The sequence below is a fragment of the Streptomyces apricus genome (genome assembly GCF_008369065.1).
GTDB classification, from domain to species: domain Bacteria; phylum Actinomycetota; class Actinomycetes; order Streptomycetales; family Streptomycetaceae; genus Streptomyces; species Streptomyces apricus.
Genome location: NZ_VDFC01000040.1, coordinates 777046 through 792509 on the forward strand (window position 1 = coordinate 777046; position 15464 = coordinate 792509).

The 15464-nt window shown below is 71.0% G+C and carries 11 protein-coding genes; all 11 read right to left on the reverse strand.

The genetic code is table 11. The features are described from left to right. Positions 1–115 precede the first annotated feature (115 nt). The 11 genes from recQ to nuoE all read right to left on the reverse strand — a co-directional run bounded on the left by recQ (position 116) and on the right by nuoE (position 15435). Positions 116–2113 (reverse strand): DNA helicase RecQ, encoded by a 1998-nt coding sequence (gene recQ, locus FGF04_RS16520; RefSeq protein ID WP_149512035.1) that lies wholly within the window; start codon positions 2111–2113, stop codon positions 116–118. 197 nt (positions 2114–2310) lie between these two features. Next, the gene (gene nuoN / locus FGF04_RS16525) at positions 2311–3960 is read right to left on the reverse strand and encodes an NADH-quinone oxidoreductase subunit NuoN (RefSeq protein ID WP_149512036.1); all 1650 of its coding nucleotides are present in this window, start codon (positions 3958–3960) and stop codon (positions 2311–2313) included. Next, positions 3957–5528, reverse strand: a complete 1572-nt coding sequence (locus tag FGF04_RS16530; RefSeq protein ID WP_149512037.1) for an NADH-quinone oxidoreductase subunit M — start codon at positions 5526–5528, stop codon at positions 3957–3959. The genes nuoN and FGF04_RS16530 overlap by 4 nt, the downstream gene beginning before the upstream one ends. A 5-nt stretch (positions 5529–5533) precedes the next feature. Next, positions 5534–7480: an NADH-quinone oxidoreductase subunit L gene (gene nuoL / locus FGF04_RS16535; protein WP_149512038.1), complete on the reverse strand. Its 1947-nt coding sequence runs from the start codon at positions 7478–7480 to the stop codon at positions 5534–5536. Positions 7481–7495: 15 nt separating this feature from the next. Continuing rightward, on the reverse strand, positions 7496–7795 hold the full coding sequence (gene nuoK, locus FGF04_RS16540) for an NADH-quinone oxidoreductase subunit NuoK (protein ID WP_004927567.1): 300 nt from the start codon (positions 7793–7795) through the stop codon (positions 7496–7498). After that, positions 7792–8658: an NADH-quinone oxidoreductase subunit J gene (locus FGF04_RS16545; protein WP_149512039.1), complete on the reverse strand. Its 867-nt coding sequence runs from the start codon at positions 8656–8658 to the stop codon at positions 7792–7794. The genes nuoK and FGF04_RS16545 overlap by 4 nt, the downstream gene beginning before the upstream one ends. Beyond that, positions 8655–9296 carry an NADH-quinone oxidoreductase subunit NuoI gene (gene nuoI / locus FGF04_RS16550; RefSeq protein WP_149512040.1) on the reverse strand — a complete coding sequence of 214 codons (642 nt, stop codon included), beginning with the start codon at positions 9294–9296 and terminating at the stop codon, positions 8655–8657. Before nuoI ends, FGF04_RS16545 begins: the two co-directional genes overlap by 4 nt. Then, positions 9286–10683 carry an NADH-quinone oxidoreductase subunit NuoH gene (gene nuoH / locus FGF04_RS16555; protein WP_149512308.1) on the reverse strand — a complete coding sequence of 466 codons (1398 nt, stop codon included), beginning with the start codon at positions 10681–10683 and terminating at the stop codon, positions 9286–9288. Before nuoH ends, nuoI begins: the two co-directional genes overlap by 11 nt. Continuing rightward, positions 10683–13187, reverse strand: coding sequence for an NADH-quinone oxidoreductase subunit G (locus tag FGF04_RS16560; RefSeq protein ID WP_149512041.1), 2505 nt, complete (start codon positions 13185–13187; stop codon positions 10683–10685). Before FGF04_RS16560 ends, nuoH begins: the two co-directional genes overlap by 1 nt. Beyond that, a complete protein-coding gene (gene nuoF / locus FGF04_RS16565; protein WP_149512042.1) occupies positions 13184–14566 on the reverse strand; it encodes an NADH-quinone oxidoreductase subunit NuoF in 1383 nt (460 codons plus the stop codon). Before nuoF ends, FGF04_RS16560 begins: the two co-directional genes overlap by 4 nt. Then, positions 14566–15435 carry an NADH-quinone oxidoreductase subunit NuoE gene (nuoE, locus tag FGF04_RS16570; protein WP_149512309.1) on the reverse strand — a complete coding sequence of 290 codons (870 nt, stop codon included), beginning with the start codon at positions 15433–15435 and terminating at the stop codon, positions 14566–14568. The genes nuoF and nuoE overlap by 1 nt, the downstream gene beginning before the upstream one ends. Between the last annotated feature and the right edge of the window lie 29 nt (positions 15436–15464).

The window sequence follows — 15464 nt, forward strand, 5'->3', positions numbered from 1 at the left end:
CCCCTGGGTGGGTCGGGCCTGGGGTCGTGTGCCGGGTGCGGGCCCGCTCGGGTCGGGCGCGCAGTTCCCCGCGCCCCTGACGGGGCGCCCCCAGCGGGGCGCCCTCAGCCGGGTGCTAGGCCCAGTCCTCCGGTTCTGGGTCCGGTTCCGTTTCCGGCCAGTGGAGGTCGGGGTCGCCGGTGCTGCGGTGTTCCCGTTCCGGTTCGGGGGCGGGGTTCGGAGCCGGGCGGTCCAGGGATGCGAGGACGCCGATGACGCCCTCTCCGTACGTGGCGAGCTTCTTCTCGCCGATCCCGCTGATGCCGCCCAGTTCCTCGACGGAGGACGGCCACAGCGTGGCGATCTCCCGCAGCGTGGCGTCGTGGAAGATGACGTACGCCGGGACGCCCTGCTCCTTGGCCTGGCCGGCCCGCCAGGCGCGCAGCGCCTCGAAGGCGGGCTGCAGCTCCTGCGGCATCTCGGCCGCCGCGGCCGCCGCCTTGGCCTTGCGCTCGGCCCGGCCGGAGCCGGAGGAGCCCGACGAGCCGCGGGCGGCCGCCGGCTTCGGCTGCTCCTTGCGCAGCGGCACCTCCCGCTCGCGCCGCAGCACGGTCCCGCTCGCCTCGGTCAGCACCAGCGTCCCGTACGCGCCCTCCACGGCGAGGAGGCCCTGGGCCAGCATCTGCCGTACGACGCCGCGCCACTCGCCCTCGTCCAGCTCCGCGCCGATGCCGAACACGGACAGCTGGTCGTGGTCGAACTGGATGACCTTGGCCGTCTTCCTGCCGAGCAGGATGTCGACGATCTGCATCGCCCCGAACTTCTGCCCCCGCTCGCGCTGCAGCCGCACCACGGTGGAGAGCACCTTCTGGGCGGCGACCGTGCCGTCCCAGGTCTCCGGCGGCACCAGGCACGTGTCGCAGTTGCCGCACGCCTCGGCCTGCGGGTCCTGGCCGAAGTAGGCGAGCAGCTGGCCGCGCCGGCACCGGGCGGTCTCGCACAGGGCGAGCATCGCCTCCAGGTGCGCGGCGGCCCGGCGACGGAACGCCTCGTCGCCCTCGCTCGACTGGATCATCTTGCGCTGCTGTATGACGTCGTTCAGGCCGTAGGCCATCCAGGCCGTGGAGGGCAGTCCGTCGCGGCCCGCGCGGCCCGTCTCCTGGTAGTAGCCCTCGACGGACTTGGGCAGGTCGAGGTGGGCGACGAACCGGACGTCCGGCTTGTCGATGCCCATGCCGAAGGCGATGGTCGCGCACACCACGAGGCCGTCCTCGCGCAGGAACCGCGCCTGGTGGGCGGCGCGGGTGCCCGCGTCCAGGCCCGCGTGGTACGGCACCGCCGCGATGCCGTTGCGGGCGAGGAACTCGGCCGTCTTCTCCACCGAGTTGCGTGAGAGGCAGTACACGATGCCCGCGTCGCCCGGGTGCTCCTCCTTCAGGAAGGCGAGCAGCTGCTTCTTGGGGTCGGCCTTGGGCACGATCCGGTACTGGATGTTGGGCCGGTCGAAGCTGGCCTCGAAGTGCCGGGCGTCCGGCATGCCCAGGCGCTCGGTGATCTCCCGGTGCGTCGCGTGCGTGGCCGTGGCGGTCAGCGCGATCCGCGGCACGTCCGGCCAGCGCTCGCCCAGCAGGGACAGCGCCAGGTAGTCGGGGCGGAAGTCGTGGCCCCACTGGGACACGCAGTGCGCCTCGTCGATGGCGAAGACGGAGATCTTCCCGCGCTTGAGGAGGTCCAGCGTGGACTCCAGGCGCAGCCGCTCCGGCGCGAGGTAGATCAGGTCCAGCTCGCCCGCGAGGAACTCGGCCTCGACCGTGCGCCGCTCGTCGAAGTCCTGCGTGGAGTTCATGAACCCGGCGCGCACGCCGAGCGCCCGCAGCGCGTCCACCTGGTCCTGCATCAGGGCGATGAGGGGCGAGACCACCACCCCGGTGCCCGGTCTGACGAGCGCCGGGATCTGGTAGCAGAGCGACTTGCCGCCGCCGGTCGGCATCAGGACGACGGCGTCCCCGCCGTCCACCACGTGCTCGATGACGGCTTCCTGCTCGCCGCGGAAGGCCTCGTACCCGAAGACCCGGTGGAGCGTCGCGAGCGCCTCGCTCTCCGCCACCTCTGTCATCACACCCGTCCCGCCCATCGTCCCGTACCTCGTTGCTCGAACCCCGTGCCTCGACCGCTGCGTCCACGATAGGGGTCCGCACCGACAGCCCCGGAGTTATCCACAGGATGCGACCGGATGCGCACGGAACGCGGCCCCCGGCGGAAGCGGAAAAACCCCGGGCCCGGCTCCATGAGGAGCCGGGCCCGGGGGTCGCGCCGCCGCGGCGGCCGGGGTCAGCGGACGAAGACGCCCGCCTGTCCCGCCAGGTCGAGGAAGTACTGCGGCGCCACACCGAGCACCAGTGTGACCGCCACCCCGACCGCGATCGCCGTCATCGTCAGGGGCGACGGCACGGCGACCGTCGGTCCCTCCGGACGCGGCTCGCTGAAGAACATCAGCACGATCACGCGGATGTAGAAGAACGCCGCGATGGCCGAGGAGATCACACCGACCACGACCAGCGCGCTCGCGCCGCCTTCGGCCGCCGCCTTGAACACCGCGAACTTGCCCGCGAACCCGGAGGTCAGCGGGATGCCCGCGAAGGCCAGCAGGAAGACCGCGAACACGGCCGCCACCAGCGGCGACCTGCGGCCCAGACCGGCCCACTTGGACAGGTGGGTGGCCTCGCCGCCCGCGTCCCGCACCAGGGTGACCACCGCGAAGGCGCCGATCGTCACGAACGAGTACGCGGCCAGGTAGAACAGCACCGACGAGACGCCGTCCGGGGTCGTCGCGATGACACCCGCGAGGATGAACCCCGCGTGCGCGATCGACGAGTACGCGAGGAGGCGCTTGATGTCGGTCTGGGTGATCGCGACGATCGCGCCGCCCAGCATGGTGACGACCGCGACGCCCATCATCACCGGCCGCCAGTCCCAGCGCAGGCCCGGCAGGACGACGTACAGGAGCCGCAGCAGCGCGCCGAAGGCGGCCACCTTGGTCGCGGCGGCCATGAAGCCGGTCACCGGGGTCGGCGCGCCCTGGTAGACGTCCGGGGTCCACATGTGGAACGGCACCGCGCCGACCTTGAACAGCAGGCCCATGACGACCATCGCCCCGCCGATGAGCAGCAGCGCGTCGTTGCCCATGGTGCCGGCGAGCGCCGGGTTCACCGTCTGCACCGTGCCGTCGACGACCTGGGCGACCGTCGCGTACGACACGGAGCCGGCGTAGCCGTAGAGCAGGGCGATGCCGAAGAGGGTGAACGCGGAGGCGAAGGCGCCCAGCAGGAAGTACTTGACCGCGGCCTCCTGCGACATGATCCGCTTGCGGCGGGCCACGGCGCACAGCAGGTAGAGCGGCAGCGAGAAGACCTCCAGCGCGATGAACAGCGTCAGCAGGTCGTTGGCGGCCGGGAAGACCAGCATGCCGCCGATCGCGAAGAGCAGCAGCGGGAACACCTCGGTGGTGGTGAACCCGGCCTTGACCGCGGCCTTCTCGCTGTCGCTGCCCGGCACGGAGGCGGCCTGCGCGGCGAAGGAGTCGACGCGGTTGCCGTGCGCCACCGGGTCCAGGCGCCGTTCGGCGAACGTGAACACCCCCAGCACGCCGGCCAGCAGGATGGTGCCCTGCAGGAAGAGCGCGGGTCCGTCGACCGCGACGGCGCCCATCGCGGCGATGCCCGCCTTGGTGGTGCCGTACCCGCTCGCCGCGAGCCCGACGACCGCGGCGAACGCGGCGGCGAGGGCGACGACGGAGACGAACACCTGGACGTAGTAGCGGGACCGGCGGGGCACGAAGGCCTCGACCAGGATGCCGACCACCGCCGCCCCGATGACGATCAGGGTGGGCGACAGCTGCCCGTACTCGATGTTCGGCGCGTCGATCTTCTGGATCGGATCGGCCGCCGTTGTCCACAGGCTGTGGACGGCTGTTGCGCTCACTTGGCGGCCTCCACGTCGGGCTTCGGGTCCTTCTTGTGTACGTCGGACATGGTCTGCTTGACCGCCGGGTTGACGATGTCGGTCAGGGGCTTGGGGTAGACGCCGAGGAAGATCAGCAGGGCGATCAGCGGGGCGACCACCACCAGTTCCCGCACCTTGAGGTCGGGCATGGCCGAGACCTCGGGCTTCACCGGGCCCGTCATCGTGCGCTGGTAGAGGACGAGCGTGTAGAGCGCGGCCAGCACGATGCCGAAGGTGGCGATGATCCCGATCACCGGGTAGCGCGCGAACGTGCCGACCAATACCAGGAACTCACTGACGAACGGGGCGAGTCCGGGCAGCGACAGCGTCGCGAGGCTGCCGATCAGGAAGGTGCCCGCGAGCACCGGGGCGACCTTCTGCACCCCTCCGTAGTCGGCGATCAGACGCGAACCGCGCCGGGTGATCAGGAAGCCGGCCACCAGCATCAGCGCGGCGGTCGAGATCCCGTGGTTGACCATGTAGAGCGTGGCGCCCGACTGGCCCTGGCTGGTCATCGCGAAGATGCCCATGATGATGAAGCCGAAGTGGGAGATCGACGCGTACGCCACCAGGCGCTTGATGTCCCGCTGGCCGACCGCGAGCAGCGCCCCGTAGACGATACTGATCAGGGCCAGCACGAGGATCGCGGGCGTCGCCCACTTCGAGGCCTCCGGGAAGAGCTGGAGGCAGAAGCGGAGCATCGCGAAGGTGCCGACCTTGTCGACCACCGCGGTGATCAGGACGGCGACCGGGGCGGTGGACTCCCCCATCGCGTTGGGCAGCCAGGTGTGCAGCGGCCACAGGGGCGCCTTCACCGCGAAGGCGAAGAAGAAGCCCAGGAACAGCCACCGTTCGGTGTTGGTCGCCATGTCCAGCGAGCCGTTGGCCCGGGCCTCGGCGATCTCCTGGAGCGAGAAGTTCCCCGCCACCACGTAGAGGCCGATCACGGCGGCCAGCATGATCAGGCCGCCGGCCAGGTTGTAGAGGAGGAACTTCACCGCGGCGTACGAGCGCTGGGCCGCCGCGTGCTCGTCCGAGCCCGCGTGGGCCCGGTCCCCGAAGCCGCCGATGAGGAAGTACATCGGGATGAGCATGGCTTCGAAGAAGATGTAGAAGAGGAAGACGTCGGTGGCCTCGAAGGAGATGATCACCATCGCCTCGACGCCGAGGATCAGGGCGAAGAAGCCCTGCGTCGGCCGCCACCGGCTGCTGCGGGTCTCCAGCGGGTCGGCGTCGTGCCAGCCCGCGAGGATCACGAACGGGATCAGCAGGGCGGTCAGCGCGATCAGCGCCACCGCGATGCCGTCGACACCCAGCTCGTACCGCACCCCGAAGTCCTTGATCCAGGAGTGCGACTCGGTGAGCTGGTAGCGGTCGCCGTCGGGGTCGAAGCGGACCAGGACCACGACGGCGAGGACCAGGGTGGCCAGCGAGACCAGCAGCGCCAGCCACTTGGCCGCGGTGCGGCGCGCGGCCGGCACGGCGGCCGTGGCGATCGCCCCGATCGCCGGGAGGGCCGCCGTCGCTGTCAGCAGAGGAAAGGACATCGGTATCAGACCGCCCTCATCAGCAGGGTCGCGGCGATGAGGATCGCCGCACCGCCGAACATCGAGACGGCGTACGAGCGCGCGTAGCCGTTCTGCAGTTTGCGCAGCCGTCCGGAGAGACCGCCCATCGAGGCCGCCGTGCCGTTGACGACCCCGTCGACCAGGGTGTGGTCGACGTACACCAGGGAGCGGGTGAGGTGCTCGCCGCCGCGCACCAGGACGACGTGGTTGAAGTCGTCCTGGAGGAGGTCGCGGCGGGCGGCCCGGGMGAGCAGGGACCCGCGCGGGGCGACCACCGGGACGGGACGGCGCCCGTACTGGAGCCAGGCCAGGCCGACGCCGACGACCATGACGGTCACCGTGGAGAGCGTGATGGCCGTCGCGCCGATCGGCGGGTGCCCGTGGGAGTGCTCGGTGACGGGCTCCAGCCAGTGCAGGAAGCGGTCGCCGATGCCGAAGAAGCCGCCCGCGAAGACCGAGCCGAAGGCCAGCACGATCATGGGGATCGTCATGGACCTGGGCGACTCGTGCGGGTGCGGTTCGGCGTGGGCGCCCTGGTGCTCGGCGGCCGGCTCCACGTCCGACTCGGCCGGGGACGCGGTCGGCCGGTTGCGCCAGCGCTCCTCCCCGAAGAACGTCATCAGCATCACGCGCGTCATGTAGAACGCGGTGATGGCCGCGCCCAGCAGGGCCACGCCGCCGAGGATCCAGCCCTCGGTGCCGCCCTTGGCGAAGGCGGCCTCGATGATCTTGTCCTTGGAGAAGAAGCCGGACAGGCCCGGGAAGCCGATGATGGCGAGGTAGCCGAGGCCGAACGTCACGAAGGTGACCGGCATGTACTTCCTGAGGCCGCCGTACTTCCGCATGTCGACCTCGTCGTTCATGCCGTGCATGACCGAGCCGGCGCCGAGGAAGAGCCCGGCCTTGAAGAAGCCGTGCGTCACCAGGTGCATGATCGCGAAGACGTAGCCGATCGGGCCCAGGCCCGCCGCGAGGATCATGTAGCCGATCTGCGACATGGTCGAACCGGCGAGCGCCTTCTTGATGTCGTCCTTGGCGCAACCGACGATCGCACCGAACAGCAGCGTGACCGCTCCGACGACCGTGGTGACGAGCTGGGCGTCCGGCGCGGCGTTGAAGATCTCGCCGGAGCGGACGATCAGGTACACGCCCGCGGTCACCATGGTCGCGGCGTGGATGAGGGCCGAGACCGGGGTCGGGCCCTCCATCGCGTCCCCGAGCCAGGACTGCAGCGGCACCTGGGCGGACTTGCCGCAGGCGGCGAGCAGCAGCATCAGGCCGATGGCGGTGAGCTTGCCCTCGCCCGTCTCACCGGTGGCCTCCAGGACCGGCCCGAAGGCGAAGGTCCCGAAGGTGGTGAACATCAGCATGATGGCGATCGACAGGCCCATGTCGCCGACGCGGTTGACCAGGAAGGCCTTCTTCGCGGCGGTGGCGGCGCTGGGCTTGTGCTGCCAGAAGCCGATGAGCAGGTACGAGGCGAGGCCCACGCCCTCCCAGCCGACGTACAGCAGCAGGTAGTTGTCGGCGAGGACGAGCACCAGCATCGCCGCGAGGAACAGGTTCAGATAGCCGAAGAAGCGGCGGCGGCGCTCGTCGTGCTCCATGTACCCGATCGAGTACACGTGGATGAGCGAGCCGACGCCGGTGATCAGCAGCACGAACGTCATCGACAGCTGGTCGAGCTGGAAGGCGACGTCCGCCTGGAAGCCCTCGACGGGGATCCAGCTGAACAGGTGCTGGCCGACGGCCCGGTCCTCGACGTCCTTGCCCAGCATGTCGGCGAAGAGGATCGCGCCGATCACGAAGGAGGCGGACGCCAGGACCGTGCCGATCCAGTGGCCGACGGCATCGAGCCGCCGGCCGCCGCACAGCAGTACGGCCGCTCCGAGCAGAGGCGCTGCCACCAGCAGCGCGATCAGATTCTCCACGATTGCAGCGACCCCTTACAGCTTCATCAGGCTGGCGTCGTCGACCGAGGCCGAGTGGCGGGAACGGAACAGCGACACGATGATCGCGAGCCCGACCACGACCTCCGCGGCGGCGACGACCATCGTGAAGAAGGCGATGATCTGGCCGTCGAGGTTGCCGTGCATGCGGGAGAAGGCCACGAACGCGAGGTTGCAGGCGTTGAGCATCAGCTCCACGCACATGAACACCACGATCGCGTTGCGCCTGATCAGTACGCCGGTGGCGCCGATCGTGAACAACAGGGCTGCGAGGTACAGGTAGTTGACGGGGTTCACTTCGCGGCCTCCTCTGCCCGGCCGTCGCGGCCGAGCCGCTCCCCGGCCCGCTGCTCCAGTGCCTTGAGGTCCTTGATGGCCTCGTCCGACACGTCACGGATCTGGCCGCGCTCGCGCAGCGTGCCGATGACGGTCAGCTCGGACGGGGTGCCGTCCGGGAGGAGACCGGCGATGTCCACCGCGTTGTGCCGGGCGTAGACGCCGGGGGCGGGCAGCGGCGGGAGCTGCTTGCCGGCGCGCACCCGCTCCTGCGCCAGCTCGCGCTGGGTCCTGGCCCGCTCGGTGCGCTCGCGGTGGGTGAGCACCATGGCGCCGACGGCGGCGGTGATCAGCAGGGCGCCGGTGATCTCGAAGGCGAAGACGTACTTCGTGAAGATGAGGGCGGCCAGACCCTCCACGTTGCCGCCGGAGTTGGCCTGCGCGAGGCCGTTGAACTCCGACAGCGAGGCGTTGCCGATGCCCGCGCACAGCAGGATCCCGAAGCCGAGGCCGCACAGCAGGGCCAGCCAGCGCTGGCCCCTGATGGTCTCCTTCAGGGAGTCCGCCGCGGTGACGCCGACGAGCATGACCACGAAGAGGAACAGCATCATGATCGCGCCGGTGTAGACGACGACCTGCACGATGCCCAGGAAGTACGCCCCGTTGGCGAGGTAGAACACCGCCAGGACGATCATGGTCCCGGCGAGGCAGAGCGCGCTGTGCACGGCCTTCTTCATGAAGACGGTGCACAGGGCGCCGATCACCGCGACGGTGCCGAGGATCCAGAACTGGAAGGCCTCGCCGGTGGAGGTCGAGTACGCCGCCAGGGAGGAGCCGGCGTCGGCGGCGAACGACCCGGAGTGGGCGGCGAGCTGCGCGCTCATCGGCCGATCACCTGCTCCGACGCCGGTTCGTCCCCGCCGAAGGTCGACGCGGCCTCCTGCGGGACCTCGCCCCGGGAGACGGCGACCTGGCGCTCCGTGCCCGGCGCGGCCTCGGTGACCAGACCCCGGTAGTAGTCCTGCTCGTCCGTGCCCGGGAAGATCGAGTGCGGCGAGTCGACCATGCCCTCCTCCAGACCGGCGAGCAGCTGCTCCTTGGTGTAGATGAGGTTGGCGCGGCTGCTGTCGGCCAGCTCGAACTCGTTGGTCATCGTCAGCGCGCGCGTGGGGCACGCCTCGATGCACAGGCCGCACAGGATGCAGCGGGCGTAGTTGATCTGGTAGACGCGCCCGTACCGCTCGCCCGGGGAGTAGCGCTCCTCCTCGGTGTTGTCCGCGCCCTCCACGTAGATGGCGTCGGCGGGGCAGGCCCAGGCGCACAGCTCGCAGCCGACGCACTTCTCCAGGCCGTCCGGATGCCGGTTGAGCTGGTGCCGGCCGTGGAAGCGCGGGGCGGTGGTCTTCTCCTGCTCCGGGTACTGCTCGGTCAGCCGCTTCTTGAACATGGCCTTGAAGGTCACGCCGAAGCCTGCGACGGGATTCTGGAAACCGGGTGTGGTCCCCTTCTGCTCATCGGCCATCGGACGCCTCCTTTCCGTCACGCGTTCCGTCGGATCCGTCACTGTCAGTATCGGGTCCGCCACTGACAACCAGCTCCCGCTCGCGGCGCGGGCGGCGCCGGGGCACCGGCGGCAGCTCCTGTCCCGGCAGCGGCGGTACGGGGAACCCGCCCGCCATCGGGTCGAAGGCGGTGGGCTCCTGCGACTCCTCCCGGGCGTCCTTGCGTTCGCCGCGTTCGCGGAACATGTCGGCGACGAAGGAGAGCAGCAGCAGGACCAGGACGCCGCCGCCCACGTACAGGGCGATGTCGGCGAAGTCGTAGTTCTCGTTGCGCAGCGTCCGCACGGTCGCGACGAGCATCAGCCAGACCACGGAGACCGGGATCAGGACCTTCCAGCCGAGCTTCATCAGCTGGTCGTAGCGCACGCGGGGCAGCGTGCCGCGCAGCCAGATGAAGAAGAACAGCAGCAGCTGCACCTTGACGACGAACCAGAGCATCGGCCACCAGCCGTGGTTCGCGCCCTCCCAGAAGGTGCTGATGGGCCAGGGGGCCCGCCAGCCGCCCAGGAAGAGCGTCACGGAGACCGCCGAGACGGTCACCATGTTCACGTACTCGGCGAGCATGAACAGCGCGAACTTGATGGACGAGTACTCGGTGTTGAAGCCGCCGACCAGGTCGCCCTCGGACTCCGGCATGTCGAACGGGGCGCGGTTGGTCTCGCCGACCATCGTCACGATGTAAATGAGGAACGACACCGGCAGCAGGACCACGAACCAGCGGTCCTCCTGCTGGGCCACGATCTCCGAGGTCGACATCGAGCCCGAGTAGAGGAACACCGACGCGAACGCGGCGCCCATGGCGATCTCGTAGGAGATCATCTGCGCGCACGAGCGCAGGCCGCCGAGCAGCGGGTACGTCGAGCCGGAGGACCAGCCCGCGAGGACGATGCCGTAGATGCCCACCGAGGCGACGGCGAGGATGTAGAGCATCGCGATCGGCAGGTCGGTGAGCTGCATCGTGGTGCGCTGGCCGAAGATCGAGATCTGGTTGTCGGCCGGTCCGAAGGGGATCACCGCGATCGCCATGAAGGCCGGGATGGCCGCCACGATCGGCGCGAGGACGTACACCACCTTGTCCGCGCGCTTGACGATCAGGTCTTCCTTGAGCATCAGCTTCACGCCGTCGGCGAGCGACTGGAGCATGCCCCAGGGGCCGTGCCGGTTGGGGCCGATGCGCAGCTGCATCCAGGCGACGACCTTGCGCTCCCACACGATGGAGAAGAGCACGGTGATCATCAGGAAGGCGAAGCAGAAGACCGCCTTGATGACGACCAGCCACCACACGTCGCGGCCGAACACCGAGAGGTCCTCCGCGGCCAGGTACGCCGGCGCGGCGAGGTCCGACATCATGCCTCCACCTCCTGGGGAGCCTCGGCGGCGAGCGTCGCCGGTCCGATGCGGACGAGTGCGCCAGGGGTCGCGCCCGTGTCCGAGGCGACGCCTCCCCCGGTGGAGTTCAGCGGGAGCCAGACCACGCGGTCGGGCATCTCCGTGATCCGCAGCGGGAGTTCGACCGATCCGGCGGGCCCGGTCACGGCCAGCGTGTCGCCGTCCTTGACGCCCGCCTCGGCGGCCGTGGCGGGCGACACGCGCGCGTGGGCGGCGTGCCGGGTGCCGGCCAGCGCCTCGTCGCCCTCCTGGAGGCGCCCCTGGTCGAGCAGCAGCCGGTGCCCGGCGAGCACGGCCTCCCCGGCGGCGGGCCGCGGCGTCCCGGCCGCCCCCGCCACGGGCCCGGCGGCCCGCGGGCCGTCCCAGGCCCCGAGCCGGTCCAGCTCCAGGCGCACGGTGCGTAGGTCCGGCAGGCCCAGGTGCACGTCCATGGCGTCGGCCAGCATCTGCAGGACCCGCGCGTCGGTGGGCGCCACCCGGCGGGTCATCTGGTCGGGCTTGAGGGCGGCCTCGAAGAGCCGCGCCCTGCCCTCCCAGTTGAGGAAGGTGCCCGCCTTCTCGGCGACCGCGGCCACCGGCAGGACGACGTCCGCGTGCGCGGTGACCTCACTGGGGCGCAGCTCAAGCGACACCAGGAAGCCCACCTCGGACAGGGCGGTACGCGCGCGCGTGGGGTCCGGCAGGTCGGCGACCTCGACGCCCGCCACGACGAGCGCGGAGAGTTCGCCGGTCGCGGCGGCCTCCACGATCTGGCCGGTGTCGCGGCCGTGCCGGTGCGGCAGCGCCGCGATCCGCCAGGCCTGGGTGACCTCGTCCCGCGCGCGCGGGTCGGTGGCCGGGCGGCCGCCGGGCAGCAGCGAGGGGATCGCGCCCGCCTCCAGGGCGCCGCGCTCCCCGGCCCGACGCGGGATCCACACCAGGTGGGCGCCGGTGGCGGTGGCGGCCCGTACGGCGGCGGTCAGTCCGCCCGGCACGGCGGCCAGGCGTTCACCGACGACGATCACGGCGCCCTCGGCGCGCAGCGCCTCGGCGGCCCGCGCCCCGTCGTCCTCCAGGCCGACTCCGGAGGCGAGCGCGTCCAGCCACTCGGTCTCGGTGCCGGGGGCGGCCGACAGCAGCGTGCCGCCCGCCTTCTCCAGGCCGCGGGTGACGTGCGTGGCCAGCGAGAAGGTCCGCTGGCCGTGTCCGCGCCAGGCCTTGCGCAGCCGCAGGAAGACGCCGGGCGCCTCCTCCTCGGACTCGAACCCGGCGAGCAGGACCGCGGGCGCCTTCTCCAGCGCGGTGTACGTGACGCCCGTGCCGTCGAGGTCCCGGCCGCGTCCGGCGACGCGGGCGGCCAGGAACTCCGTCTCCTCGGCGCTGTGCACGCGCGCGCGGAAGTCGATGTCGTTCGTGTCGAGGGCCACCCGCGCGAACTTGCTGTACGCGTAGGCGTCCTCGACGGTCAGCCGGCCGCCGGTGAGGACGCCGGCCCGGGAGCGGGCCGCCAGCAGCCCCTGCGCCGCGGCCTCCAGGGCCTCGGGCCAGGACGCGGGCTCCAGTTCACCGGACGCGCCGCGCACCAGGGGCGTCGTCAGCCGGTCGCGCTGCTGCGCGTACCGGAAGCCGAACCGCCCCTTGTCGCACATCCACTCCTCGTTGACCTCGGGGTCGTTGGCCGCGAGCCGCCGCATGACCTTGCCGCGGCGGTGGTCGGTGCGGGTCGCGCAGCCGCCCGAGCAGTGCTCGCACACCGACGGCGAGGAGACCAGGTCGAAGGGGCGCGAACGGAAACGGTACGCCGCCGAGGTGAGCGCCCCGACCGGGCAGATCTGGATGGTGTTCCCGGAGAAGTACGACTCGAAGGGGTCGCCCTCGCCGGTGCCGACCTGCTGGAGCGCGCCGCGCTCGATCAGCTCGATCATCGGGTCGCCCGCGACCTGGTTGGAGAACCGGGTGCAGCGGGCGCACAGCACGCACCGCTCGCGGTCGAGCAGCACCTGGGTGGAGATCGGGACGGGCTTCTCGTACGTCCGCTTCTTCCCCTCGAAGCGGGACTCCGCGTGGCCGTGCGACATCGCCTGGTTCTGCAGCGGGCACTCGCCGCCCTTGTCGCAGACGGGACAGTCCAGCGGGTGGTTGATGAGCAGGAGCTCCATCACCCCCTTCTGGGCCTTCTCGGCGACCGGGGAGGTGAGGTGCGTCTTGACGACCATGCCGTCCGTGCAGGTGATCGTGCAGGACGCCATGGGCTTGCGCTGGCCCTCGACCTCGACGATGCACTGGCGGCAGGCGCCGGCCGGGTCGAGGAGCGGGTGGTCGCAGAAGCGGGGGATCTCGATGCCGAGCTGTTCGGCGGCGCGGATGACCAGGGTGCCCTTGGGCACGCTGATCTCGGCGCCGTCGATGGTCAGCGAGACGAGATCCTCCGGCGGGACCGCCGCCTCCCCGCCTCCGGAGGGAGCGCTCGTGGTCACGGTCATGCGTTCACCTCCGTGTGCTTGTCCTGGTCCGCCCAGGCCGTCGACTTCGCGGGGTCGAAGGGGCAGCCGCGGCCCGTGATGTGCTCCTCGTACTCCTCGCGGAAGTACTTGAGGGAGGAGAAGATGGGCGAGGCCGCGCCGTCGCCGAGGGCGCAGAAGGACTTGCCGTTGATGTTGTCGGCGATGTCGTTCAGCTTGTCGAGGTCGGACATCTGTCCCTTGCCGGCCTCGATGTCGCGCAGCAGCTGCACGAGCCAGTAGGTGCCCTCGCGGCAGGGCGTGCACTTGCCGCAGGACTCGTGGGCGTAGAACTCGGTCCACCGGGTGACGGCCCGCACCACGCAGGTCGTCTCGTCGAAGCACTGGAGCGCCTTCGTGCCGAGCATGGAACCGGCGGCGCCCACTCCCTCGTAGTCCAGGGGGACGTCGAGGTGCTCGTCGGTGAACATCGGGGTCGAGGAGCCGCCCGGCGTCCAGAACTTGAGGCGGTGCCCGGCCCGGATGCCGCCGCTCATGTCGAGGAGCTGGCGCAGCGTGATGCCGAGCGGGGCCTCGTACTGGCCGGGGCTGGTGACGTGGCCGCTGAGCGAGTAGAGCGTGAAGCCCGGGGACTTCTCGCTGCCCATCGAGCGGAACCACTCCTTGCCCTTGTTCAGGATCGCGGGAACCGACGCGATGGACTCGACGTTGTTCACCACAGTGGGGCAGGCGTACAGACCCGCGACCGCGGGGAAGGGGGGACGCAGCCGCGGCTGGCCACGGCGGCCTTCGAGCGAGTCGAGGAGCGCCGTCTCCTCACCGCAGATGTACGCGCCGGCGCCCGCGTGCACGGTGAGCTGGAGGTCGAGTCCGCTGCCGAGGATGTCCTCGCCGAGGTAGCCCGCCTCGTACGCCTCGCGCACGGCCTCGTGCAGCCGCCGCAGCACGGGGACGACCTCGCCCCGCAGGTAGATGAAGGCGTGCGAGGAGCGGATCGCGTAACAGGCGATCACGATGCCCTCGATGAGGCTGTGCGGGTTGGCGAACAGGAGCGGGATGTCCTTGCAGGTCCCCGGCTCCGACTCGTCGGCGTTGACGACGAGGTAGTGGGGCTTGCCGTCGCCCTGGGGGATGAACTGCCACTTCATCCCGGTGGGGAAGCCGGCGCCGCCGCGGCCGCGCAGACCGGAGTCCTTCACGTACGCGATGAGGTCGTCCGGCGACATGGCGAGCGCCTTGCGCAGGCCCTCGTACCCCTCGTGCCTGCGGTACACGTCCAGCGACCAGGACCGGTCCTCGTCCCAGAAGGACGACAGCACCGGCGCGAGCAGCTTCTCGGGGCTGTTCTCCCCGCCGGTCCCGGACGGGGAGGCGTCCCCGTACTGAGTGGACAACGTCATCACTCCCCCTCCTCGGCGGCGGGCCCGGCCGGGTGGGCCGGGTCGGAGGCCGCCGTGTCCTGCGGCGCGTCGTGCGAACTGAGGTGCTCGGTCGGGGACGGGTCGTGCGGCGCCCCGTCTCGGGAGGAACCGGAGGGCCCGGAGGACTCCGAGGCGCCGGAGGCGCCGGGGACCTGGGAGCCGCGCGGGTGCACCACGCGCGCGGGGCCCGTCTCCCCCTTGGCCAGCCGCAGGCCGGTCAGCGAGGCGTGGCCCGCCGGGCCGCTCGCCTCGACCGCGCCGGGGCGCTCGTCGGGGAAGCCCGCCAGGATGCGGGCGGTGTCCTTGAAGGTGCACAGGGGCGCGCCGCGGGTGGGCTGCACCTGGGTCCCGGCGCGCAGGTCGTCGACGAGGCCCTTGGCGCTCTCCACGGTCTGGTTGTCGAAGAACTCCCAGTTGACCATCACGACGGGCGCGAAGTCGCAGGCCGCGTTGCACTCGATGTGCTCCAGGGTGACCTTGCCGTCGCCGGTGGTCTCCCCGTTGCCGACGCCCAGGTGCTCCTGGAGCGCCTCGAAGATCGCGTCGCCGCCCATGACCGCGCACAGCGTGTTGGTGCAGACGCCCACCTGGTAGTCGCCGCTCGGCCTGCGGCGGTACATGGAGTAGAAGGTCGCGACCGCGGTCACCTCGGCGGTGGTGAGGCCGAGCACCTCCGCGCAGAACCGCTGCCCGGTGCGCGTGACGTGGCCCTCCTCGGACTGCACGAGGTGCAGCAGCGGCAGGAGCGCGGAGCGGGAGTCCGGGTAGCGGGCGACGATCTCGCGCGCGTCCGCCTCCAGCCGGGCGCGCACGTCGGCCGGGTAGTCGGGTGCGGGCAGCTGGGGCATGCCCAGGCTGACGCCCTGCGGCTGCTGCG

Excerpts from the sequence above, each read along its gene's own strand:
- recQ (WP_149512035.1), bottom strand. The coding sequence starts at position 2,113 with ATGGGCGGGACGGGTGTGATGACAGAGGTGGCGGAGAGCGAGGCGCTC.
- nuoH (WP_149512308.1), bottom strand. The coding sequence starts at position 10,683 with ATGTCGGACCTCGCCGCGCCGGCGTACCTGGCCGCGGAGGACCTCTCG.
- FGF04_RS16560 (WP_149512041.1), bottom strand. The coding sequence starts at position 13,187 with ATGACCGTGACCACGAGCGCTCCCTCCGGAGGCGGGGAGGCGGCGGTC.
- nuoE (WP_149512309.1), bottom strand. The coding sequence starts at position 15,435 with ATGCCCCAGCTGCCCGCACCCGACTACCCGGCCGACGTGCGCGCCCGG.
- FGF04_RS16530 (WP_149512037.1), bottom strand. The coding sequence starts at position 5,528 with ATGTCCTTTCCTCTGCTGACAGCGACGGCGGCCCTCCCGGCGATCGGG.
- FGF04_RS16545 (WP_149512039.1), bottom strand. The coding sequence starts at position 8,658 with ATGAGCGCGCAGCTCGCCGCCCACTCCGGGTCGTTCGCCGCCGACGCC.
- nuoF (WP_149512042.1), bottom strand. The coding sequence starts at position 14,566 with ATGACGTTGTCCACTCAGTACGGGGACGCCTCCCCGTCCGGGACCGGC.
- nuoI (WP_149512040.1), bottom strand. The coding sequence starts at position 9,296 with ATGGCCGATGAGCAGAAGGGGACCACACCCGGTTTCCAGAATCCCGTC.